This window comes from Sulfitobacter sp. HGT1 (assembly GCF_013282155.1).
Classification (GTDB): Bacteria; Pseudomonadota; Alphaproteobacteria; order Rhodobacterales; family Rhodobacteraceae; genus Sulfitobacter.
The window spans coordinates 26,163-43,731 of the sequence record NZ_BLWI01000011.1; the positions used below are offsets into that span (position 1 = coordinate 26,163).

General features: G+C 55.5%; 16 protein-coding genes. 6 read left to right on the forward strand and 10 right to left on the reverse strand.

From position 1 onward, the window contains the following. Positions 1–6 precede the first annotated feature (6 nt). The 6 genes from HGT1_RS12340 to HGT1_RS12365 form a co-directional block, all read right to left on the reverse strand. Positions 7–780, reverse strand: a complete 774-nt coding sequence (locus HGT1_RS12340; protein WP_176250257.1) for a class I SAM-dependent methyltransferase — start codon at positions 778–780, stop codon at positions 7–9. After that, complete coding sequence (locus HGT1_RS12345; RefSeq protein ID WP_176250258.1) at positions 777–1,181, reverse strand: GtrA family protein; 405 nt, start codon at positions 1,179–1,181, stop codon at positions 777–779. The genes HGT1_RS12340 and HGT1_RS12345 overlap by 4 nt, the downstream gene beginning before the upstream one ends. Next, complete coding sequence (locus tag HGT1_RS12350; RefSeq protein WP_176250259.1) at positions 1,181–2,131, reverse strand: glycosyltransferase family 2 protein; 951 nt, start codon at positions 2,129–2,131, stop codon at positions 1,181–1,183. The genes HGT1_RS12345 and HGT1_RS12350 overlap by 1 nt, the downstream gene beginning before the upstream one ends. A 185-nt stretch (positions 2,132–2,316) precedes the next feature. Next, positions 2,317–3,672: a polysaccharide biosynthesis/export family protein gene (locus HGT1_RS12355; protein ID WP_255200190.1), complete on the reverse strand. Its 1,356-nt coding sequence runs from the start codon at positions 3,670–3,672 to the stop codon at positions 2,317–2,319. Between the two features lie 62 nt (positions 3,673–3,734). After that, positions 3,735–4,394 (reverse strand): YjbF family lipoprotein, encoded by a 660-nt coding sequence (locus tag HGT1_RS12360; protein ID WP_176250260.1) that lies wholly within the window; start codon positions 4,392–4,394, stop codon positions 3,735–3,737. Continuing rightward, the gene (locus HGT1_RS12365) at positions 4,391–6,511 is read right to left on the reverse strand and encodes a YjbH domain-containing protein (protein ID WP_176250261.1); all 2,121 of its coding nucleotides are present in this window, start codon (positions 6,509–6,511) and stop codon (positions 4,391–4,393) included. The genes HGT1_RS12360 and HGT1_RS12365 overlap by 4 nt, the downstream gene beginning before the upstream one ends. 140 nt (positions 6,512–6,651) lie before the next feature. Between HGT1_RS12365 and HGT1_RS12370 the strand changes: the two genes are divergently transcribed. Together HGT1_RS12370 and HGT1_RS12375 are read left to right on the forward strand one after the other, a co-directional pair. After that, positions 6,652–7,377, forward strand: coding sequence for a metallophosphoesterase (locus HGT1_RS12370; protein ID WP_176250262.1), 726 nt, complete (start codon positions 6,652–6,654; stop codon positions 7,375–7,377). Between the two features lie 96 nt (positions 7,378–7,473). Next, complete coding sequence (locus tag HGT1_RS12375; protein ID WP_176250263.1) at positions 7,474–8,145, forward strand: sugar transferase; 672 nt, start codon at positions 7,474–7,476, stop codon at positions 8,143–8,145. A 49-nt stretch (positions 8,146–8,194) separates the two neighbouring features. On the opposite strand, the gene HGT1_RS12380 is transcribed toward HGT1_RS12375, so the two are convergent. Next, positions 8,195–8,464: a hypothetical protein gene (locus HGT1_RS12380; protein ID WP_176250264.1), complete on the reverse strand. Its 270-nt coding sequence runs from the start codon at positions 8,462–8,464 to the stop codon at positions 8,195–8,197. Positions 8,465–8,579: 115 nt separating this feature from the next. Then, positions 8,580–11,258, reverse strand: a complete 2,679-nt coding sequence (gene secA / locus HGT1_RS12385) for a preprotein translocase subunit SecA (RefSeq protein WP_176250265.1) — start codon at positions 11,256–11,258, stop codon at positions 8,580–8,582. A 175-nt stretch (positions 11,259–11,433) separates the two neighbouring features. On the opposite strand from secA, the gene HGT1_RS12390 reads away from it, so the two are divergent. The 4 genes from HGT1_RS12390 (at position 11,434) to HGT1_RS18340 (ending at position 14,167) form a co-directional block, all read left to right on the forward strand. Further along, positions 11,434–12,282, forward strand: a complete 849-nt coding sequence (locus HGT1_RS12390) for a peptidylprolyl isomerase (RefSeq protein WP_176250266.1) — start codon at positions 11,434–11,436, stop codon at positions 12,280–12,282. Positions 12,283–12,288: 6 nt separating this feature from the next. Beyond that, complete coding sequence (gene argJ, locus HGT1_RS12395; RefSeq protein WP_176250267.1) at positions 12,289–13,515, forward strand: bifunctional glutamate N-acetyltransferase/amino-acid acetyltransferase ArgJ; 1,227 nt, start codon at positions 12,289–12,291, stop codon at positions 13,513–13,515. Beyond that, positions 13,512–13,910, forward strand: a complete 399-nt coding sequence (locus HGT1_RS12400) for a (deoxy)nucleoside triphosphate pyrophosphohydrolase (RefSeq protein WP_176250268.1) — start codon at positions 13,512–13,514, stop codon at positions 13,908–13,910. The genes argJ and HGT1_RS12400 overlap by 4 nt, the downstream gene beginning before the upstream one ends. A 122-nt stretch (positions 13,911–14,032) precedes the next feature. Next, positions 14,033–14,167 (forward strand): hypothetical protein, encoded by a 135-nt coding sequence (locus HGT1_RS18340; protein WP_255200191.1) that lies wholly within the window; start codon positions 14,033–14,035, stop codon positions 14,165–14,167. Between the two features lie 268 nt (positions 14,168–14,435). Here HGT1_RS18340 and infB read toward each other — a convergent pair whose 3' ends face one another. Together infB and HGT1_RS12410 are read right to left on the reverse strand one after the other, a co-directional pair. Next, positions 14,436–16,922, reverse strand: coding sequence for a translation initiation factor IF-2 (gene infB / locus HGT1_RS12405; RefSeq protein ID WP_176250269.1), 2,487 nt, complete (start codon positions 16,920–16,922; stop codon positions 14,436–14,438). A gap of 9 nt (positions 16,923–16,931) precedes the next feature. Then, positions 16,932–17,552 (reverse strand): RNA-binding protein, encoded by a 621-nt coding sequence (locus HGT1_RS12410; protein ID WP_176250270.1) that lies wholly within the window; start codon positions 17,550–17,552, stop codon positions 16,932–16,934. Positions 17,553–17,569 lie beyond the last annotated feature (17 nt).

Here is a 17,569-nt window from a genome sequence, read left to right on the forward strand (position 1 = left end):
CCGCAGTCATGCCGATACGGTGCCAACTGTCTTTGCGCGGCGGGCAAGAATGGCCAAAATCAAGGCCCGTGCCTGAGCGATAAAGGTGACCGCAGGGCGCGGCAGCAATCTGACTGTCGCCAAACGCAAACGCCATCCCAAATTACCCGCATTCCTGACGGGCTGACCAGCAGCGATTTCGGTATCCAGAATATCCTGTGGCAGCCCCTCGCGACCAGCGGCATTCACGTACAGGATCGCGTTAAACCGGTACCAAGGGGCGATATCCGTGTTGTTTTTCAGATCGGGACGGACGCAATCAAACGCGACATACCCACGGGCAGCGAACAAATCCTGCCAAAAGGACAGCGGCTGTTCATTCACATGAAACTCTCCGCCTTGCCCCGTGACCGCAGCCGAAAACAACACGCGATCCGACGCATTTGTCAGACTGTCGACAAGCGTTTCGGATGCCCTGGTGGGCAGATGTTCACCGACCTCAAGGCTTTGTGCCAGATCGAAACGACGGCCTGTTTCAACAGGCTGTGTCAGATCAGCGGCCAAGAAATCCTCGGGCGCGACTGCAAGTTGATCGCGGTTCACATAATCACCATCGACGGCCAGAACATCGGACGCACCGGCTTTTTGCCATTCATCCAGCCAGACGCCACGACCACTGCCCAGATCGATCACGCTTTGCGGCGCAAGCTTGGGGAACAGCAAGGCAATCATCGGCTTGGCCGAGGCGCGCGCACTTTGGTTGATATAGTCGAAAAACGTATCGTTATATATATGGCTCATGATGTAATTTCCGTTTTAGAAAAAGGAGAAGCAAAGACCCACAGGGTCATGAAGATGTAATTCTGTACGGGCAGATAGACCGTCACGATCGCCGCAGCGGTCCAATCTGGCGTGCCCGTCATGGCAGGCAGAACCGCCGTAATCAGCGCAGAACTGGCAAAGCCGAGACCAACCATCACAACAAAACGCAAAATCTGGCCAAAGTCGTTCAACTGGCGGCCAAAGGTAAACGCGGCCTGCCCGACATATTGCAGCATCACGGCCAGCAAAAACGCCAAACCATTGGCCAAAACCTGCGGCAGATCAGCCGCCAGAAACGTCAGGTACAGCAACACATAGGCTAATGCCGTGCCGCCCCCGACGATCCCGAACCGGATCAGTTTATGTTGCAGAATCTGCATCAGGCACGCAAACGGCGGCTAACAGGTGCGACGTCGCGGGTGTCTTCGCTGACGAAATACATCGGGCGGTTCTTGGCTTCGACATAAAGGCGGCCGATATATTCGCCCAGAATTCCCAAGGTCAGCAATTGTGCGCCCGAGAAGAAGCTGACGGCCAGCACCACAGATGCCCAACCGGGCGCGGTTTGGTACACAACAAGCGAGTAAATCACGTAGACCGCCATCAGGGCCGCCATGAACAAGCTGATAAACGACAGGCGCGTCGCCAGCTTGAGCGGCTTGGTCGAAAACGCTGTCATCGCGTCTATCGCAAAGCGCAGCATGGCGCGGAACGGGTACTTGGTTTCGCCCAATTCGCGGGGTGAGCGGATGTATTCGATGCCAACCTGCTTGAACCCGGCCCAGGCAAACATGCCACGGATAAACCGCGCTTTTTCCGGCATCGCCAGAACCGCGTCCAGCGAACGACGGTTCACAAGGCGGAAGTCGCCGGTATCCTGCGGGATCGGCACATCGGACATGGCATTCAGGAAACGGTAGAATAGATGCGCCGTGGCTTTCTTGAACATCGTTTCGCCACGACGTTCGCTGCGGCGGCCGTATACAACATCAAAACCGCGATCCATCATGAACATCATATCGGTCAGCAGCTCTGGCGGGTCTTGCAGATCGGCATCCAGCATAAAGATGCGGTCGCCCTGCGACGCCTCGAGGCCCGCAGTCAGCGCAATCTGATGACCCCGGTTCGCAGACAGCCTGACACCGACCAGCTGGGGGCAGATCAGTTTCGCAGCTTCAATAGCTTTCCAGGTGGCATCGGTTGATCCGTCATCGACCAGGATGATCTCAGCCTGATCTTTCCAGGGCTTGATGGCCTGCGCAAGACGCTCCACCAGACCGGGGATCGACTCTTCCTCGTTCATGCACGGGATAACAACTGAAAGATACATTCCGGCACTCCGCCCAGATTATTGACCTTTTAAGGAATAATCCGGTGATGTGGCCGAAATTGGGCAAGGATTGGGTGAATTTGAGGATCAGACTGTTCTTTATGCGTAAACAGTCTGAATTGGGCAGGGGTCGCAACGCAAAAGGCCGGGCGTGAACCCGGCCTTCTGGTATAACTCGATACAGATCAGTTGGTAACGGCGTTTCCAACACTCAAGATCTGCGGCAGGATCTGCGAAACAGCACGGCTCCATTTGGTGACGGGCTGCTGCGCGACAAAGATGATGTCATCCGGGCGCAGTTCAAACCGTGGGGCCAATGCAAAATGCGCAGCGTTACGTGCATCAAGATGCCACGCTGTAATCGCCCCGAACTCGCGCGGATCAGACGAGGACCGCAACACATAGATTTGCGAAACATCACCCGTCAAAGACGCAACACCATTTGCATCATACAACGCATCCGCAAGGCTTGCTGTCCGCTCGTATGGAAGGGCGAAACGCGATTGCTTGCCAACCTCGCCAGCAAGATAGACATACTGGCGCTTATCGGCACCCAGATCGACGCGTGCCTTGTAGTTGCTGCGTGCCTCGTCAAGGTTCGCACGGCGCAAGCCGACCTCGGCCTGCAATTCTGCCAAGGCGGAGGAACGTGCAGATTGGCGTGCCTGCACCAGTGTGATCTGCTGGGTGAAATAATCCTGAGCCTGAGACAGTTCGTATTCGGTATCCACAAACACCGCATCACCCGGCAACAGGCGTGTCTTTGTCAGACTTGCGCGCGAATATAGCTGGGTTAGCGGAATCTGGTACAACGTGCCATCGCGGTACAAGCGGATCGACGCATAGTCCTGATCCTCAACCGTGATGCCACCGGCAGCGGCCAGCGCCTCTTCCAGATACAGCGGTGTGAGCGTCACAGGAACCACAGTCGGCGTGGCAACAGCCCCCCCGATCGAGATTTTGCGCGAATTGAATTCGGAAATTTCCAGGCTGAACGTCGGATCAATCTGGTTTTCGACAAGCCGCTGGAACAATGCCGCTTCGGCGTCTTCGATCGTCAGGCCGGCAATCCGAACACGACCGACATCGGGGATGTTGATCGATCCGTCATCTTGAACGGTATAACCCTGACGGGAATTCTGCGCAGCAAGCAAACCCGAAAGTTGCTCGACCGACGATGTGGCGCGTGGCGTCGCAAGCAAGACAACGTCACCCACACCAATTTCATAAGGGCCAGGATCCGCAGCCGGTGGCAGCCGCATCTCAAGCGCCGCCGGACGCGATTCACTTTCAAGCGGCGGAACAGGAAGCGCACCAGTGCCGCGCGGGCCGGAACCCGACCCGGCTGTCTGCGAAAAGAACGCAGGAAGCGTTTGCGGAGAGTAAGGAGAGCGGTTGGCCTGAATGACTGTTTCCGGATTTAGATCCAGAACCCGAACATTCGCGCCGCCTGCGACACCCTCAACAACTTTGGGGGTGCGGTAAACGGATCCACAACCTGCAAGACTTAGGCCCAATACGGCCACCAATAAGTATCTCACAATACGTCACTCCCATCCAGTATTCGGTGTCAGCAGCAGAACGCTTCCGACTTCACTTTAATTTAGCGGATACCATCTTGGGTTTTGATATACCCAAGTTCGCTTCCGGCCCACTGGCGCGCTTGTACAATTGCGCCTGTATTCGAGCTAACCCAATAGGTGTTTGTAAACGACTGGTCCAGACTTTTGCAGTCTTCGGTCATCACCCTCGTGGGTATGCTTCCTGTTTCCAGATTGATGACAGCCGGCCCTTTGTTTTCGACCAAGCAGCGATAGGTACGCGTGCTGATTTTGTCATCGCCGGTCAGATTGCTGTGAAAACGGTCCGTATATCCCGTGCTACCAGACAGGATCAGGCCGATCGGTTCGGAAATGTCAGCGGCAAACAGTTCAGACCCGACGCCCCGCGTGCCCTGAAGCATACCATTCTGGATCATCAAGGCGCTCATGTCGGCGCTCAGCCAAGTCTCTATGCCATTCACTGTGTTTTCCAGCAGCAATCGGCCCGACTGGCCACGGCTTTCGACCGTGACAACCATAAGCGGCACAGATGTATCAGCCACCAATGCCGCAAAGCGGGGCGGGAACTGCCCTTTCGGTAACGGTTTCTGTCCGGGATCATTCGTCGCAATTGCAATACCGCGATCAACCAGGCGATCGGCGCTGGAACAGGCACCCAACAAAGCAAGCGCAAGGAAGCTCGCAAGAACACGTGTGATCATCGCAGATACCTCGCCCAACCGTCGCTCAGTTCCTTGCCGCGATAATCCCTCACGACACCGTACAAGCGGTTTTCAACAATCAAACGCGCGCCACCGTCACGTGTAATCGGCTGGATTTTCTGGGAAACGGTCGTACGCGATGGCTTCCCTGTGAGCCACGATAGCGGAATTTCAACGCGCAGACCCTTATCAAACGACCCTTCGCCGAAGGTGTCGAATGGCACGTCTGTCAACGTGAAATAGCCGCCAATCTTGAAGCCGTTGTTGAACTCCCGGTCGATTGAAACCGTCGCGCCATAGTCACCGGCAAGGTAACGACCCACGTCCAGCTGGCCGAAGAAACCATTGCCGAAATCATAATAGGCGGACGCATGGCCCGTCACGACATCATAGCTTTGAAAGCCGAATAGCATGTCGAAATCGCGCTGTTTCACATAGTTGATTTCAGCACCCAAGGCCAAACGGCTGGATGTCGGATACCAAAGAAGTTCCGCCGATACGCCGCCAAACATGCTTTCCAGATAGCCTGCGGAAACCCGGCCAAACAGATCCTTGCCCGGACGGAACATGTATTCCGCTGTCAGATTGTTGATTTCAAGATCGGATTGCTGGGCGTAGCGCACCGCGTTGGTGCGCACGGGTTCGATCAATGAATTCGAAACCCGATCTGAATCCGCAATATTGCCGACCAGCGGATAGCGGAACTGACCGGCAAAGGTCAGGCCCGCTGTCGGGCGATATGCCAGCTTGAGCTGCACGCCCAAATCAGCGCGAAGCGGGCTGTCAGGGTCAAAGAATGACGTTGCAATATACGGGCCGAACGACGTTTCAAAAACCGGAAAGGCATCTTCAAGCTCGCCCAGACGGCTTTCGTCATGCGCGTCTTCGATATCTGCCCGCGCCAGCGTACGCCAGGATCCGTCATAATCGAACTGGAGCTCTTCGAGGTCGGACCGCTGCGTTACGATCCGGCTGATCGGCATACCGTTGCTTTGGAAAACGACTGTAAGCTCTTCGATCTCAGGCGGCAATGTTTCTGCCATCACCCGCGCAGCACGGCCAGCGGCTTGCGCCTCAACGTCCCAACGGTCATTCTCGACACGCACGGTCGCTTGTGTGCCGCTCATCGTAAAGCCTTGAAGAGCAAGGCCATCAGCGGCCAGGCGTGATTTAAGAACACGTTGCACTGCGTCCTTGCCACCACCCTTTTCAGAGTTGTTCCAATCCGCAATCGCCAGCCGGTTGCGCTGCCCAACAGAACGTGGCGCGTTTTCTAAGCCCCCTGGAACTCTGCGCTTGGCCGGATTGATGACATAGCTCAGTTGCGCCCCGACCTCCTTGCCGCCAACCACAAACCCCTTGAGATTCACGCCGTTCTTGAACCGGTATTCCAGCCCAAAGTTCAGCGGCGATGCGATGTCGATCCCGGTATTTACAGATTCCCGTGTGTACAGATCAGGTGAATATTCGGCAAAAAAGGTCGCCTTGTCGTTGATCTTCCATTTCACACCGCCAAACAGCGCAGCCTCGCCGCGAAACCAGTTACCGGTTTCCAGCTGGCCACCAGTATTTGACCCCTTATTTCGGGTGTCAAATTTGTCTGAAAAAATGCTCAGAGGGTTGGAAAACGACCCGCGCCCGGCCAGGCGACCCCAGCCCATACCGCCAGTAACCTCGATATTCGAACCAAAGCTTTTGGTCGCAACGACATATTCGCTGCTTAAAATACCGGTCCCAAGAAAGTCACGCAGACCCACGGCAACAGCCGGGCGGTATTTCGTCTCATCAAGCATTTGAAAATGGATATCAAAACTGCGGTCAAACGTATCCCCGCCCAATCTCGCCGTTGACGGGCCAATATTGCTGATCTTTGAATAACGGAAACTTCCGTAAACACGTGGCAATACCTGAAAAGCAGCCGTGTACCGGAAATTAGGGCCAAATGCGCTTGCGGTGACGGCTAATTCGCCATCATTCATCACTTCGGCAGTTGGCATTTCTATAAGACCCGGCGTGCCGTAAGTCGTTAAAGACTGACCAGAAAGACTCGACGCACCCGTGATACCGACCAGAAGCAAACCTGCGGCATAGACTATTCTTGTAGCCCGCTCTTGCATCTGCGGTCCTTCTAATTATTTATGCTCAGTAGGCGAGCAATACAGAGTTTTGCTGGGGATTTCACTTCGTTGGGGCGACAATTCCGGCTTTTAGCGCAGTAATGCGCCAGTTTTGCAACACAGATTAACGGGCTGATTAAATGTTGGGAAAATGGTTAAAACGTTCCGAGGAACCGACCACACATATTGATCCGATCTGCCCCGATGAACCCTTCCTTGCCATTGGTGATATTCACGGCCGCTTTGATCTACTCCAGCGGTTTCCTGAAAATCGTCTTGGCGCGCAGATTGTCTTTTTGGGGGATATGATTGACCGGGGCGATCACAGCGCAGATGTTTTGAAAGTTCTGTTCGCCGTACCTGGCCTGATTTGCCTGATGGGCAACCACGAGGAAATGATGCTCGACTTCATTGCCCAGCCGCAGGCCCATGGTGGCCGGTGGTTGCGCTATGGCGGGTTGCAAACGCTTGATAGTTTTGGCGTCTCCGGAATCTCTGAAACCTCAACCGGAGGCGAGCTTGAGCGTGCGCGCGATGCGCTTGTCGATGCGATGGGGCGTGATTTGTTGGATTGGGTGTCGAACCTGCCCAAATGCTGGACATCGGGAAACGTCGCTTTTGTACATGCAGCGGCCGATCCTGCATTGCCCATCGACGCCCAAAGCAACCGCACACTGCTTTGGGGTCACAAGGATTTCGGCACTGTGCCGCGCAAGGACGGAATGTGGGTCGTGCACGGCCACACCATCACCGATACGCCCGAGCTCAAATCCGGTATCGTTTCAATTGACACCGGTGCCTACGCAACCGGAAACCTGACAGCCGCAACGATCACGTCCGGAGATGTCTCGTTTGAATATATTTGACCATAACATTCTGCCGGATTTAACGCGAATTTAGCATCCGCTCTGCATGATCCGCCGATCACTTATTGATTGGCAAAAGGGCCGCGCGGGCACATTATGGCGTTTCTCGACCATCCATCAAAACATATCAGGTTGGGGTATCAACAACCCGCTCAGGGCTTTTATGCCCAGGGCGGCAAACGTATTTTTGACGTAACGGTTTGCCTGCTTTTGTTACCGGCGGTCGGGGGGATTGTTCTGCTTTTGTGGCTTATCGCAAGGTCAGGTGCATCAACCGGATTTTTCGCGCACCCGCGGGTCGGGCGAAACGGTGTTACCTTCCGGTGCTGGAAAATTCGGACAATGGTCGAAAATGCCGATCATGCATTGCTAGAGGTATTTAGAGAAAACCCCGCAAAACAGTCTGAATGGGCTCTCAGCCGTAAACTTTCTAACGATCCGCGCATATTGCCCGTTGGTAAATACTTGCGTCAAACCAGCCTGGACGAGCTTCCCCAAATTTGGAACGTGATCAGGGGCGATATGTCATTGGTTGGCCCCCGTCCCGTCACCCGGTCCGAGATGTCACTGTTTGGCGATGGTACGAACGACTATTTGGCGATCAGACCCGGCATTACCGGTCTTTGGCAGGTCAAGGCACGCCGGACGCCCTGTTACATTCGCCGCGTCAAACTTGATCGCATATATGCGCGCAATGTGACATTTTCCGGGGATTTGCGGATATTGCTTTGGACACTGCCCGTGCTTTTCCGCCCCACGGGCCGGTAACCGGCCATATAAACGGGCTACCTGCCACTGCGGTTCAATGCGGCGAGCCTTATACCAACCCCGTGATCCCTGTTGCGGTCGTTCCCGTATCCAGCACCCGGGCAACCCGAAAGGGATAAACAACGCCGGCCATCAGGTTTGGCAAGGTCACTGTATCGCCGCTTTTCAGCACAACAGAAACATTCCCCGCCACCGACACCATGATTGCGCGGGTGACTTGCGCGACATCAGTTGCGTCATCGGGCGCGATTGTAAACCCGCCGCAAATTGGCCCGGTCAACCCGGCGCTATAGTCATGGAAATTATCAAATGTAGGCATACCCGTCTCCGTAATGAGGTTGCCAGACCATCCTTTACGAAAATGTAGCTTTCCTTAACGAAACGCGCGCCCTGTGGAACAGGACGCGCGTTATTCGTTTGGTTCAGTCTATGGGTTAGACGACACGGCCATGGCAGTGCTTGAACTTTTTACCGGAACCGCAGGGGCATTCATCATTGCGCGACGGATTGCCCCATGTCGCCGGATCATCTTCTTTAAACCCGTTTGCGGCGGCATCGTTTTCAACCGCTGGCGCGGCAGCCTGTGGCTGACTTGCCTGCATCTGCGCAACCATCTCGCGCTGTTCGGCTTCGGTCATTGGCCGGATTTGACCCAGCTTTTGGGTCACATCAGTACGTAAACTGTCGAGCATCGATTCAAACAATTGAAAGGATTCATTCTTGTATTCGTTCAACGGATCGCGCTGCGCGTAGCCACGGAACCCCACAACAGACCGCAGGTGTTCTAGCGTCAGCAGGTGATCACGCCATTTTGCGTCGATTGCCTGCAAAAGAACCTGCTTTTCAATGTTGCGCATGTTCTCGGGGCCGAACTGCTCGGCCTTGGCTGCCATCTGCGCTTCACATGCTTCTGTCAGGCGCTCGCGGATGACTTCGTCGTCCACGCCTTCTTCCTCGCACCACGCAACAACCGGCACATCAATGTTCAGCTGTTCAAGAACGGCTTGCTGAAAACCTTTTGTATCCCATTGATCTGCATATGTTTTCGGCGGCATATACTGGTCAATCAGGTCATCAATGACCTGCTCGCGCATGTCCGAAACAATCTCTGACAGGTCAGCGGCTTCCATGATGTCACGGCGCTGGCCAAACACCACCTTGCGCTGTTCGTTCATCACATCATCGAATTTCAACAGCTGCTTGCGGATGTCAAAGTTGCGACCTTCGACCTTGGCTTGCGCGCGCTCTAGCGACTTGTTGACCCATGGGTGAATGATCGCTTCGCCCTCTTTCAAGCCCAAGGTTGTCAGCACTTTTTCAAGCCGTTCCGACCCGAAAATACGCATCAGATCGTCTTCGAGTGACAGATAAAAGGACGAACGACCCGGGTCACCCTGACGGCCTGACCGGCCACGCAACTGGTTATCAATGCGACGGCTTTCGTGACGCTCTGATGCCAGAACATACAGACCGCCTGCCTCGATCACCTTTTTCTTTTCATCGGCATGTTCTGCTTCGATCTTGGTGCGGATTGCGACCGGGTCTGCATCAGGGTCCGCATCAAGCGCTTCCAGAACTTTCAGCTCGACGTTACCGCCCAACTGGATGTCGGTCCCGCGACCGGCCATGTTGGTCGCGATGGTCACCGCACCCAATTTACCGGCGTCGGCAACAATCTGCGCTTCCTGCTCGTGTTGGCGGGCGTTCAGAACGTTGTGCTCAATTCCGGCTTGCGTCAGCATCTGGCTAAGCATCTCGGATTTTTCGATCGATGTCGTACCAACAAGGCAAGGCTGGCCTTTGGCGTGGGCAATCTTCACCTCTTCGATCATCGCCTTATATTTCTCAAGCGCTGAACGGAAAACCTGATCGTCCTCGTCAACACGTGCAACAGGCACGTTTGTCGGAACAACAATAACGCCAAGGCCGTAGATTTCAGAAAACTCTTCTGCTTCGGTTTCGGCTGTACCGGTCATACCAGCCAGCTTGTCATACAAACGGAAGTAGTTCTGGAATGTCACCGAGGCCAGCGTCACGTTCTCTGGCTTGATGTCGACATGTTCTTTGGCTTCGATCGCCTGGTGCAGGCCGTCCGACATGCGGCGCCCTGCCATCATCCGGCCCGTAAACTCGTCGATCAGCATCACTTCGCCGTCACGCACGATGTAATCCTTGTCGCGCTGGAACAGCTTGTGCGCCCGCAGACCTTGGTTCACGTGGTGCACGATGGATGTGCTTTCAGGGTCATACATGGTCAGCCCCTCCTCAAGCAGACCACGCGCGTGCAGTTCTGCCTCAAGGAATTCGTTGCCCTCGTCTGTAAAGGTCACGTTGCGGGTTTTTTCGTCCAACTCATAGTGATCATCCTGAAGCAGCGGGATCACATCATCGACGATTTTATACATCTCGGAGCGGTCCTGCGACGGGCCGGAAATAATCAGGGGCGTCCGTGCTTCGTCGATCAGAATGCTGTCGACCTCGTCCACGATCGCAAAATTGTGGTGACGCTGGTAAATCTGGCTTAGCTCGGATTTCATGTTGTCGCGCAGATAGTCGAAACCCAGCTCGTTGTTCGTGGCATAGGTGACATCGCAATTATACGCGGCGCGCTTGTCTTCTTCGGTCATGTTCGACACGGCAGCACCGGTCGTCAGACCCAGCGATGCAAACACTTTGCCCATCCAGTCAGCATCGCGCTGCACCAGATATTCGTTCACGGTGACGATGTGCACACCCTTGCCCGTCAGCGCATTCAGATATGCGGCCAGCGTCGCGGTCAGTGTCTTACCTTCTCCGGTCTTCTGTTCAGAGATATTGCCCTGATGCAGAAAAATCGCCGACATCAGCTGCGTATCGAACGCCCGCAAACCCAAGGTGCGGCGCGCGCCCTCGCGGCAGTTGGCAAAGGCTTCGGGCAGCAGATCATCCAGACTTTCGCCATCCAGTGCCCGCTTGCGCAGCTCTTCGGTTTTTTCCTTGAGACCCTCATCGGTCAGAGCAAGAAATTGATCTTCCAGCGCGTTGATTTGTTCAACCAGCGGGCGGGTCGCCTTGATTTTACGGTCGTTGGGTGTCCCAAAGACTTTTTTGGCGAGTGTTCCGATGCCCAGCATGTAATCTCCTGCCGAAGTTATGATGTGTAGCGCTGATCTGCTTGCCCAGCCGCCGGACAACCCCTAGATAAAGGGTTGAACGTGCGCCAAAGCCGCGCCCATAGGGCGATGTAAGGGCCGTACCAAACCGTGTCAATGTGCAGCCCCCCGTGGCGGCCAAACCTAGGACAGATACATGCAAAAAACCCTCACTTTCTTGGCACCCTTCGTGGTTGCCGCTTCGCTTGCCCTGCCTGTCGCCGCGCAAGACGAGGTTAAGGCCGATACCGTTGTGGCAACTGTGAACGGAACTGATATCACGATTGGTCACATGATCATCGCACGGGCCACCCTGCCCGAGCAGTATCAACAGCTGCCACCCGAGGTTCTGTTCACAGGCATTCTGGATCAGCTGGTGCAGCAAACAGCGCTTGCACAAAGCTTTGAAGGTGCCCTGCCTTCGCGCGTCACCTTGGCGATCGAGAACGAGCAACGCCAATTGGTTGCAGGCGAAGTCATTGAGAAAAACATGGCGGCCCCGATCCCCCAAGACGAGCTGAACGCCGCCTATGCCGAGACATATGGATCGGCCGAGCCTTCGGAAGAATACAATGCCGCGCATATCCTTGTCGAAACCGAGGAAGAAGCGCTCGCCATCATCGAAGAAATCGAAGGTGGTGCTGATTTTGCCGAAGTCGCGAAAGAAAAATCGACCGGCCCTTCCGGCCCCGGTGGTGGCGACTTGGGCTGGTTTGGCCCTGGCATGATGGTCCCCGCATTCGAAGAAGCAGTTGTTGAGCTTGAAGTCGGCGCAGTATCCGCACCGGTTAAGACGCAGTTTGGCTGGCATGTAATCAAGCTTTCAGAAAAGCGCCTGAAAGATGCGCCCCCGCTGGAAGAAGTACAAGCAGAGCTTGAAACGCAAATCCGTCAGGTCCGCGTTCAAAAAGCGATCGAGCAGATGACTGAAGAAGCTGATGTTGACCGCTCCGCCTCCGAAGGGGTTGACCCAACGGTGCTGACCAACCTCGGCTTGCTGGAGTAAGCAAACATGGGCAAGATAACTGCCGTTTCCCCCCTCGCACCCGAGAAATTTCCCGACCTTCCCGTCATTGACGGGGTTCGGTTTGCCACAATCGCAGCTGGGGTCCGGTATCAGGGCCGCACCGATGTGATGCTGGCCGAATTGGCACCGGGGTCCACCATTGCCGGTGCATTTACCAAATCCGCAACGCGGGCAGCGCCGGTTCTGGATTGTCAGGCCAAGATCGGTGGCACCTCTGATACAGGTGCTGCCATTCTGGTGAATTCCGGCAACGCGAATGCCTTTACCGGAAAAGGCGGTGTGACTGCGGTCGAAGCAATCACAGCAGCGGTCGCCAAGGTCTGTGACATTCCCCAGTCGCGGGTGTTCACCTCGTCCACTGGCGTGATCGGTGAACCGTTGCCCTATGACCGCGTGACCGCGGTATTGTCCGACCTCAAGGGCAAGCTTGATGCGGGTGGCATTTCTGACGCCGCCAAGGCGATTATGACCACCGATACCTTTCCAAAAGGTGCCGCTGCAAAGGTCCAGATCGGGTCGAAAACAGTCTCTATCGCTGGGATTGCCAAGGGTTCGGGGATGATTGCGCCGGATATGGCCACGATGCTGGTCTATATCTTTACCGATGCAGTCGTGAACCAACCCGCGCTGCAAGCAATGCTGTCGAAACACACGGACAGCACCTTTAACTGCATCACCGTCGACAGCGACACATCCACATCAGACAGCCTGATTTTGGCGGCAACCGGCGCTTCGCGCGTCGATGCCAGCGACAGTGCCGACTTCTCGGAGGCCCTGCACGGGCTGATGCTGAACCTCGCGCATCAGGTTGTGCAAGATGGTGAAGGCGCAACAAAATTTGTTGAAATCGCAGTAACCGGTGCCGCAACTGATGCAGATGCCAAGATCCACGGCATGGCAATTGCGAACTCTCCGCTGATCAAAACCGCGATTGCGGGTCAGGATCCGAACTGGGGTCGCGTTGTTATGGCGGTCGGCAAATCCGGTGCCGCGGCAGACCGTGACCGCCTGTCGATCCGCTTTGGCGATATCGAGGTCGCCAAAGACGGCTGGCGCAGCCCCGATTACTCGGAGGAAGCAGCAGCAGCCCACATGAAAGGCCAGAACATCGTGATTGGCGTCGATTTGGGCTTGGGTGACGGCAAAGCAACCGTTTGGACCTGCGACTTGACCCACGGCTATATTGATATCAACGCGGATTACCGTTCGTGAAGATGGTGTTGGTCTCGGCTGTAGCCCTGATCGACGTGGACGGGCGCGTGCTTTTGGCACAGCGCCCGCCCGGCAAATCTATGGCTGGTTTGTGGGAGTTCCCCGGTGGAAAGGTTGAGACCGGCGAAACGCCCGAGGCGGCGCTGATCCGTGAATTGCAAGAAGAGTTGGGGATCGACACCTGGGCGTCGTGCCTGGCCCCGTTAACCTTTGCCAGTCACGCCTATGATGATTTTCACCTTTTGATGCCGCTGTTTGCCTGCCGCAAATGGCAAGGGACACCGCGCGCACGCGAAGGGCAAACCTTGAAATGGGTTCGTGCAAACGCCCTCAAGGATTACCCGATGCCGGCAGCAGATGTGCCGTTGATTCCAATTCTCAGGGACTGGCTCTAGCTTGAAGGGACTGATTGTTCCAGATTGAAGCCAAATTTGAGTAGATTGTTGCGATTATTGCTAGACACAATCAAGATACTACTTATAAGTGAAACATAGCCAAGTTTCTGGGGGGAAAGTAAATGCTACGTACAATTACAATTGGCACGACCGTGTCTGTTCAGGGCATCTTCGTACGCGATATGCCTGATGGGCGTGTGTCGGTCAAAGTCGACAATGACATTTTTACCGGCAAGCCAATCACCCGCAAAAGCTAACTGCCTCCGCTAGAGTTTTCAGCCGACCAACGACTTGCGGTGCCAATCCGCTGCGTAATGGCGGGTTCTGGGTTCAGGCCGGCAGATTATCCCTATTACAGACTGCGGTTCGATCGCATTCCGCAGTGTACGCCTTGGCGTCAAAGTTGACCTATCACTTTACGAGGCACCAGCGATCTCCCTAAAATCATCCGAAATACAGCAGCGTGAAACGACAAAAGCCCGACTTTTCAGCCGGGCTTTTGCTAATTCCTGATCTCGAGGTTGATTAGTCGAGCGTGCGAACAACTTCTTCGCGGGTAAAGATTTCGATGACATCGCCCGGGCGGATGTCTTCGTAATTCTCGAACGCCATACCACATTCCTGACCCGACGGTACTTCGGACACTTCGTCTTTGAAGCGCTTGAGCGTCTTCAATGTGCCCTCGTGGATCACAACATCGTCGCGCAGCAAACGTACACCAGCGGCGCGGCTTGCCTTGCCTTCGGTGACCAAACAACCAGCAACCTTGCCAACACCGGTCACCTTGAACACCTCTTTGATCGACGCATAGCCGATAAAGTGTTCGCGGATTTCGTTGCTGAGCAAACCACTTGCGGCAGCTTTTACATCGTCAACCATGTCGTAGATGACCGAATAATACCGGATCTCGACACCTTTTTGGTTCGCTGTTGCACGGGCCGATGCGTTGGCACGTACGTTGAAACCAATGATCGGTGCGTTTGATGCTTCGGCCAGGCCAACATCCGTGTCGGTAATCGCACCAACACCCGAATGCAGAACCCGTACACGAACTTCATCGTTGCCGATTTTCTCCATCGCCTGAAGGATCGCTTCGGCAGAACCTTGAACATCGGCTTTGATCAGCAGCGGCAACTCGGACACTGTTTCATCAGCTTTGGCGTTCGCCATCAACTGTTCCAGCGTCGTTGCAGCACCGGCAGCGGCACGTTTGTCCTTGGCAGCGTTTGCGCGATATTCAGCGATCTCGCGTGCCTGGGCTTCGGTTTCAGTTACGTTCAAAACGTCGCCCGCAGCAGGTGTACCATTCAGGCCAAGAACCTCGACCGGGACGGATGGACCCGCTTCTTTGACGCGCTCGCCCTGATCGTTGATCAGTGCACGAACCTTACCGTACTGCTCACCCACAACAAAGATATCACCTTGGCGCAGCGTACCGTTCTGGATCAGAACAGTCGCAACAGGGCCACGGCCAACGTCAAGCTGCGCCTCGATCACGGCACCAACTGCGGCGCGGTTCGGGTTGGCTTTCAGTTCCAGCAGTTCGGCCTGCAGCGCAATCGCCTCAAGCAGCTCATCAAGGCCCTGACCGGTAGTGGCCGAAACCTCGACGTCCTGAACGTCACCGGACATCTTTTCGACGATGACCGAATGTTGCAGCAGATCGGTGCGCACTTTGTCCGGGTTCGCCTCGTATTTATCGATCTTGTTGATTGCCACGATCATCGGCACTTTGGCCGCTTTTGCGTGGTTAATCGCTTCGATCGTCTGCGGCATCACAGCGTCATCCGCCGCAACAACCAACACAACAATGTCAGTCACCTGAGCACCGCGCGACCGCATCGACGTAAACGCAGCGTGGCCGGGTGTATCGAGGAAGCTAAGCACCTGACCCTTGTCGGTTGTCACCTGATAGGCACCAATGTGCTGCGTGATACCGCCTGCTTCGCCGGACTGAACCTTGGCTTTGCGGATCGCATCCAGCAACGATGTCTTACCGTGGTCAACGTGGCCCATGATCGTGATAACCGGAGGACGTGTGACCAGATCTTTCGGATCGTCCATTTCCTCTTTGATGACATCTTCGACGTCAGCATCAGAAACACGAACCACTTTGTGGCCGAATTCTTCGATGATGAGTTCCGCAGTATCCGCATCAATCGTTTCGTTCTGCGTAACCATCAAGCCGTTGTTCATCAGCGCTTTTACAACAGCACCAACGCGTTCAGCCATACGGTTCGCCAATTCGGAAACCACAATCGCCGGAGGCAGGTTCACGTTGCGCACGACCTTTTCGCGCTCGACCGTGCCGCCCATCGCCTTTTGACGCTGACGTTCCTGCTTGCGCTTCATCTGCGCCATAGAACGCTGACGGCCGCCTTCGCCACCGGTCAACGCCTGGTTCACTGTCAGCTTGCCAGAGCGACGGTCGTCGTTGCCCTTGTTGCGCTTGTTGGTTTCCTCGCGGTCGCCTTCTTTCTTGCGCACGACAGGTGCTGGTGCACCGCCCTTGGTGTTCGGCAATTTAGCCGATGCCGGCTGCGCCACTGACGCAGGTGCGGCCGCTGCAACAGCTGCTGCTTCGGCTTCTTCCTTGCGACGTGCATCCTCTTCGGCTTTCGCCTTCAGGCTTTCCTCGCGCTCGCGCTCTTCCGCCTCTTTGGCATCGATCTCGGCACGACGGCGCTCACGGTCTGCTGCGCGTTCTTTTTCTTCAGTCGCACGTGCTTCCGCTTCTTCGGACTCGCGCGCACGGGCAGCTTGAACTGCCTTCAGGCGGCGTTCCATTTCGGAATCGGTGATACCTGCCGGCCGCTTCTTGGGATCCCCAAGTGACGGATTGGCACCGGTGCCGGTTTTGGCACCCGCAGGTTTAGGCACCACAACGCGCTTGCGTTTGGTCTCGACCACGACGTTTTTGGTACGCCCGTGGCTAAAGCTTTGCTTTACGTTACCCGGGCGCGCTGGCGCGCCACGCAGGCCCAATGTCTTTTTGCCGTCACTATCGCTCATCTAGCTCGTCTATCCTTTCGGGTGACCGTTGCCACCCTCGTTTATGCGTACGCCTCTTAGCCGTTGGGCTTCCTCTACAACACGAGAGGTGAGTCCACCAGAGGCGAGCGCCCCATGTATCACAGTTTGGCGTCCGAATGCCAAACCCAATTCGTCTGCCGTCAGCCAGCCAATGTAGTGACCGAAGTGCGGCGTACTTAGTTTCGATTTGCCGCGACCCGATCCATCCACTGCTTGGATCAGGACTTCGGCTTCTTCCATTTGCAGCCAACCTTTGACCTTTTCGTATCCCGCCACGGCCTTACCGGCCTTGCGCTGAAGCGAAATCAGATCAACCACACGGCGGACGAGTTGCTTTTCAACCTCGTCTACCAATCCTTCATCAACCTTAACAGGTTGTTTAGCTGCGCGGGCAAACAGCCCTTTTTTCACAGCCAGCAGCAGCGCATCCCGATCGGCCGCCACATACATACCCCGACCCGGCAGTTTTCCCAGAATATCCGGGAAAACCTGCAAGTCAGGGCCAACAACGAAGCGGATCAGACCATTTTTCGGCTGCACTTCGCCCGTGGCGATGCATTTCCGCTCTGGACCGTCTTCCCGGTCTTTCGAAACGCCACCGCGCACCATATCGTTCCCCAAGGCCC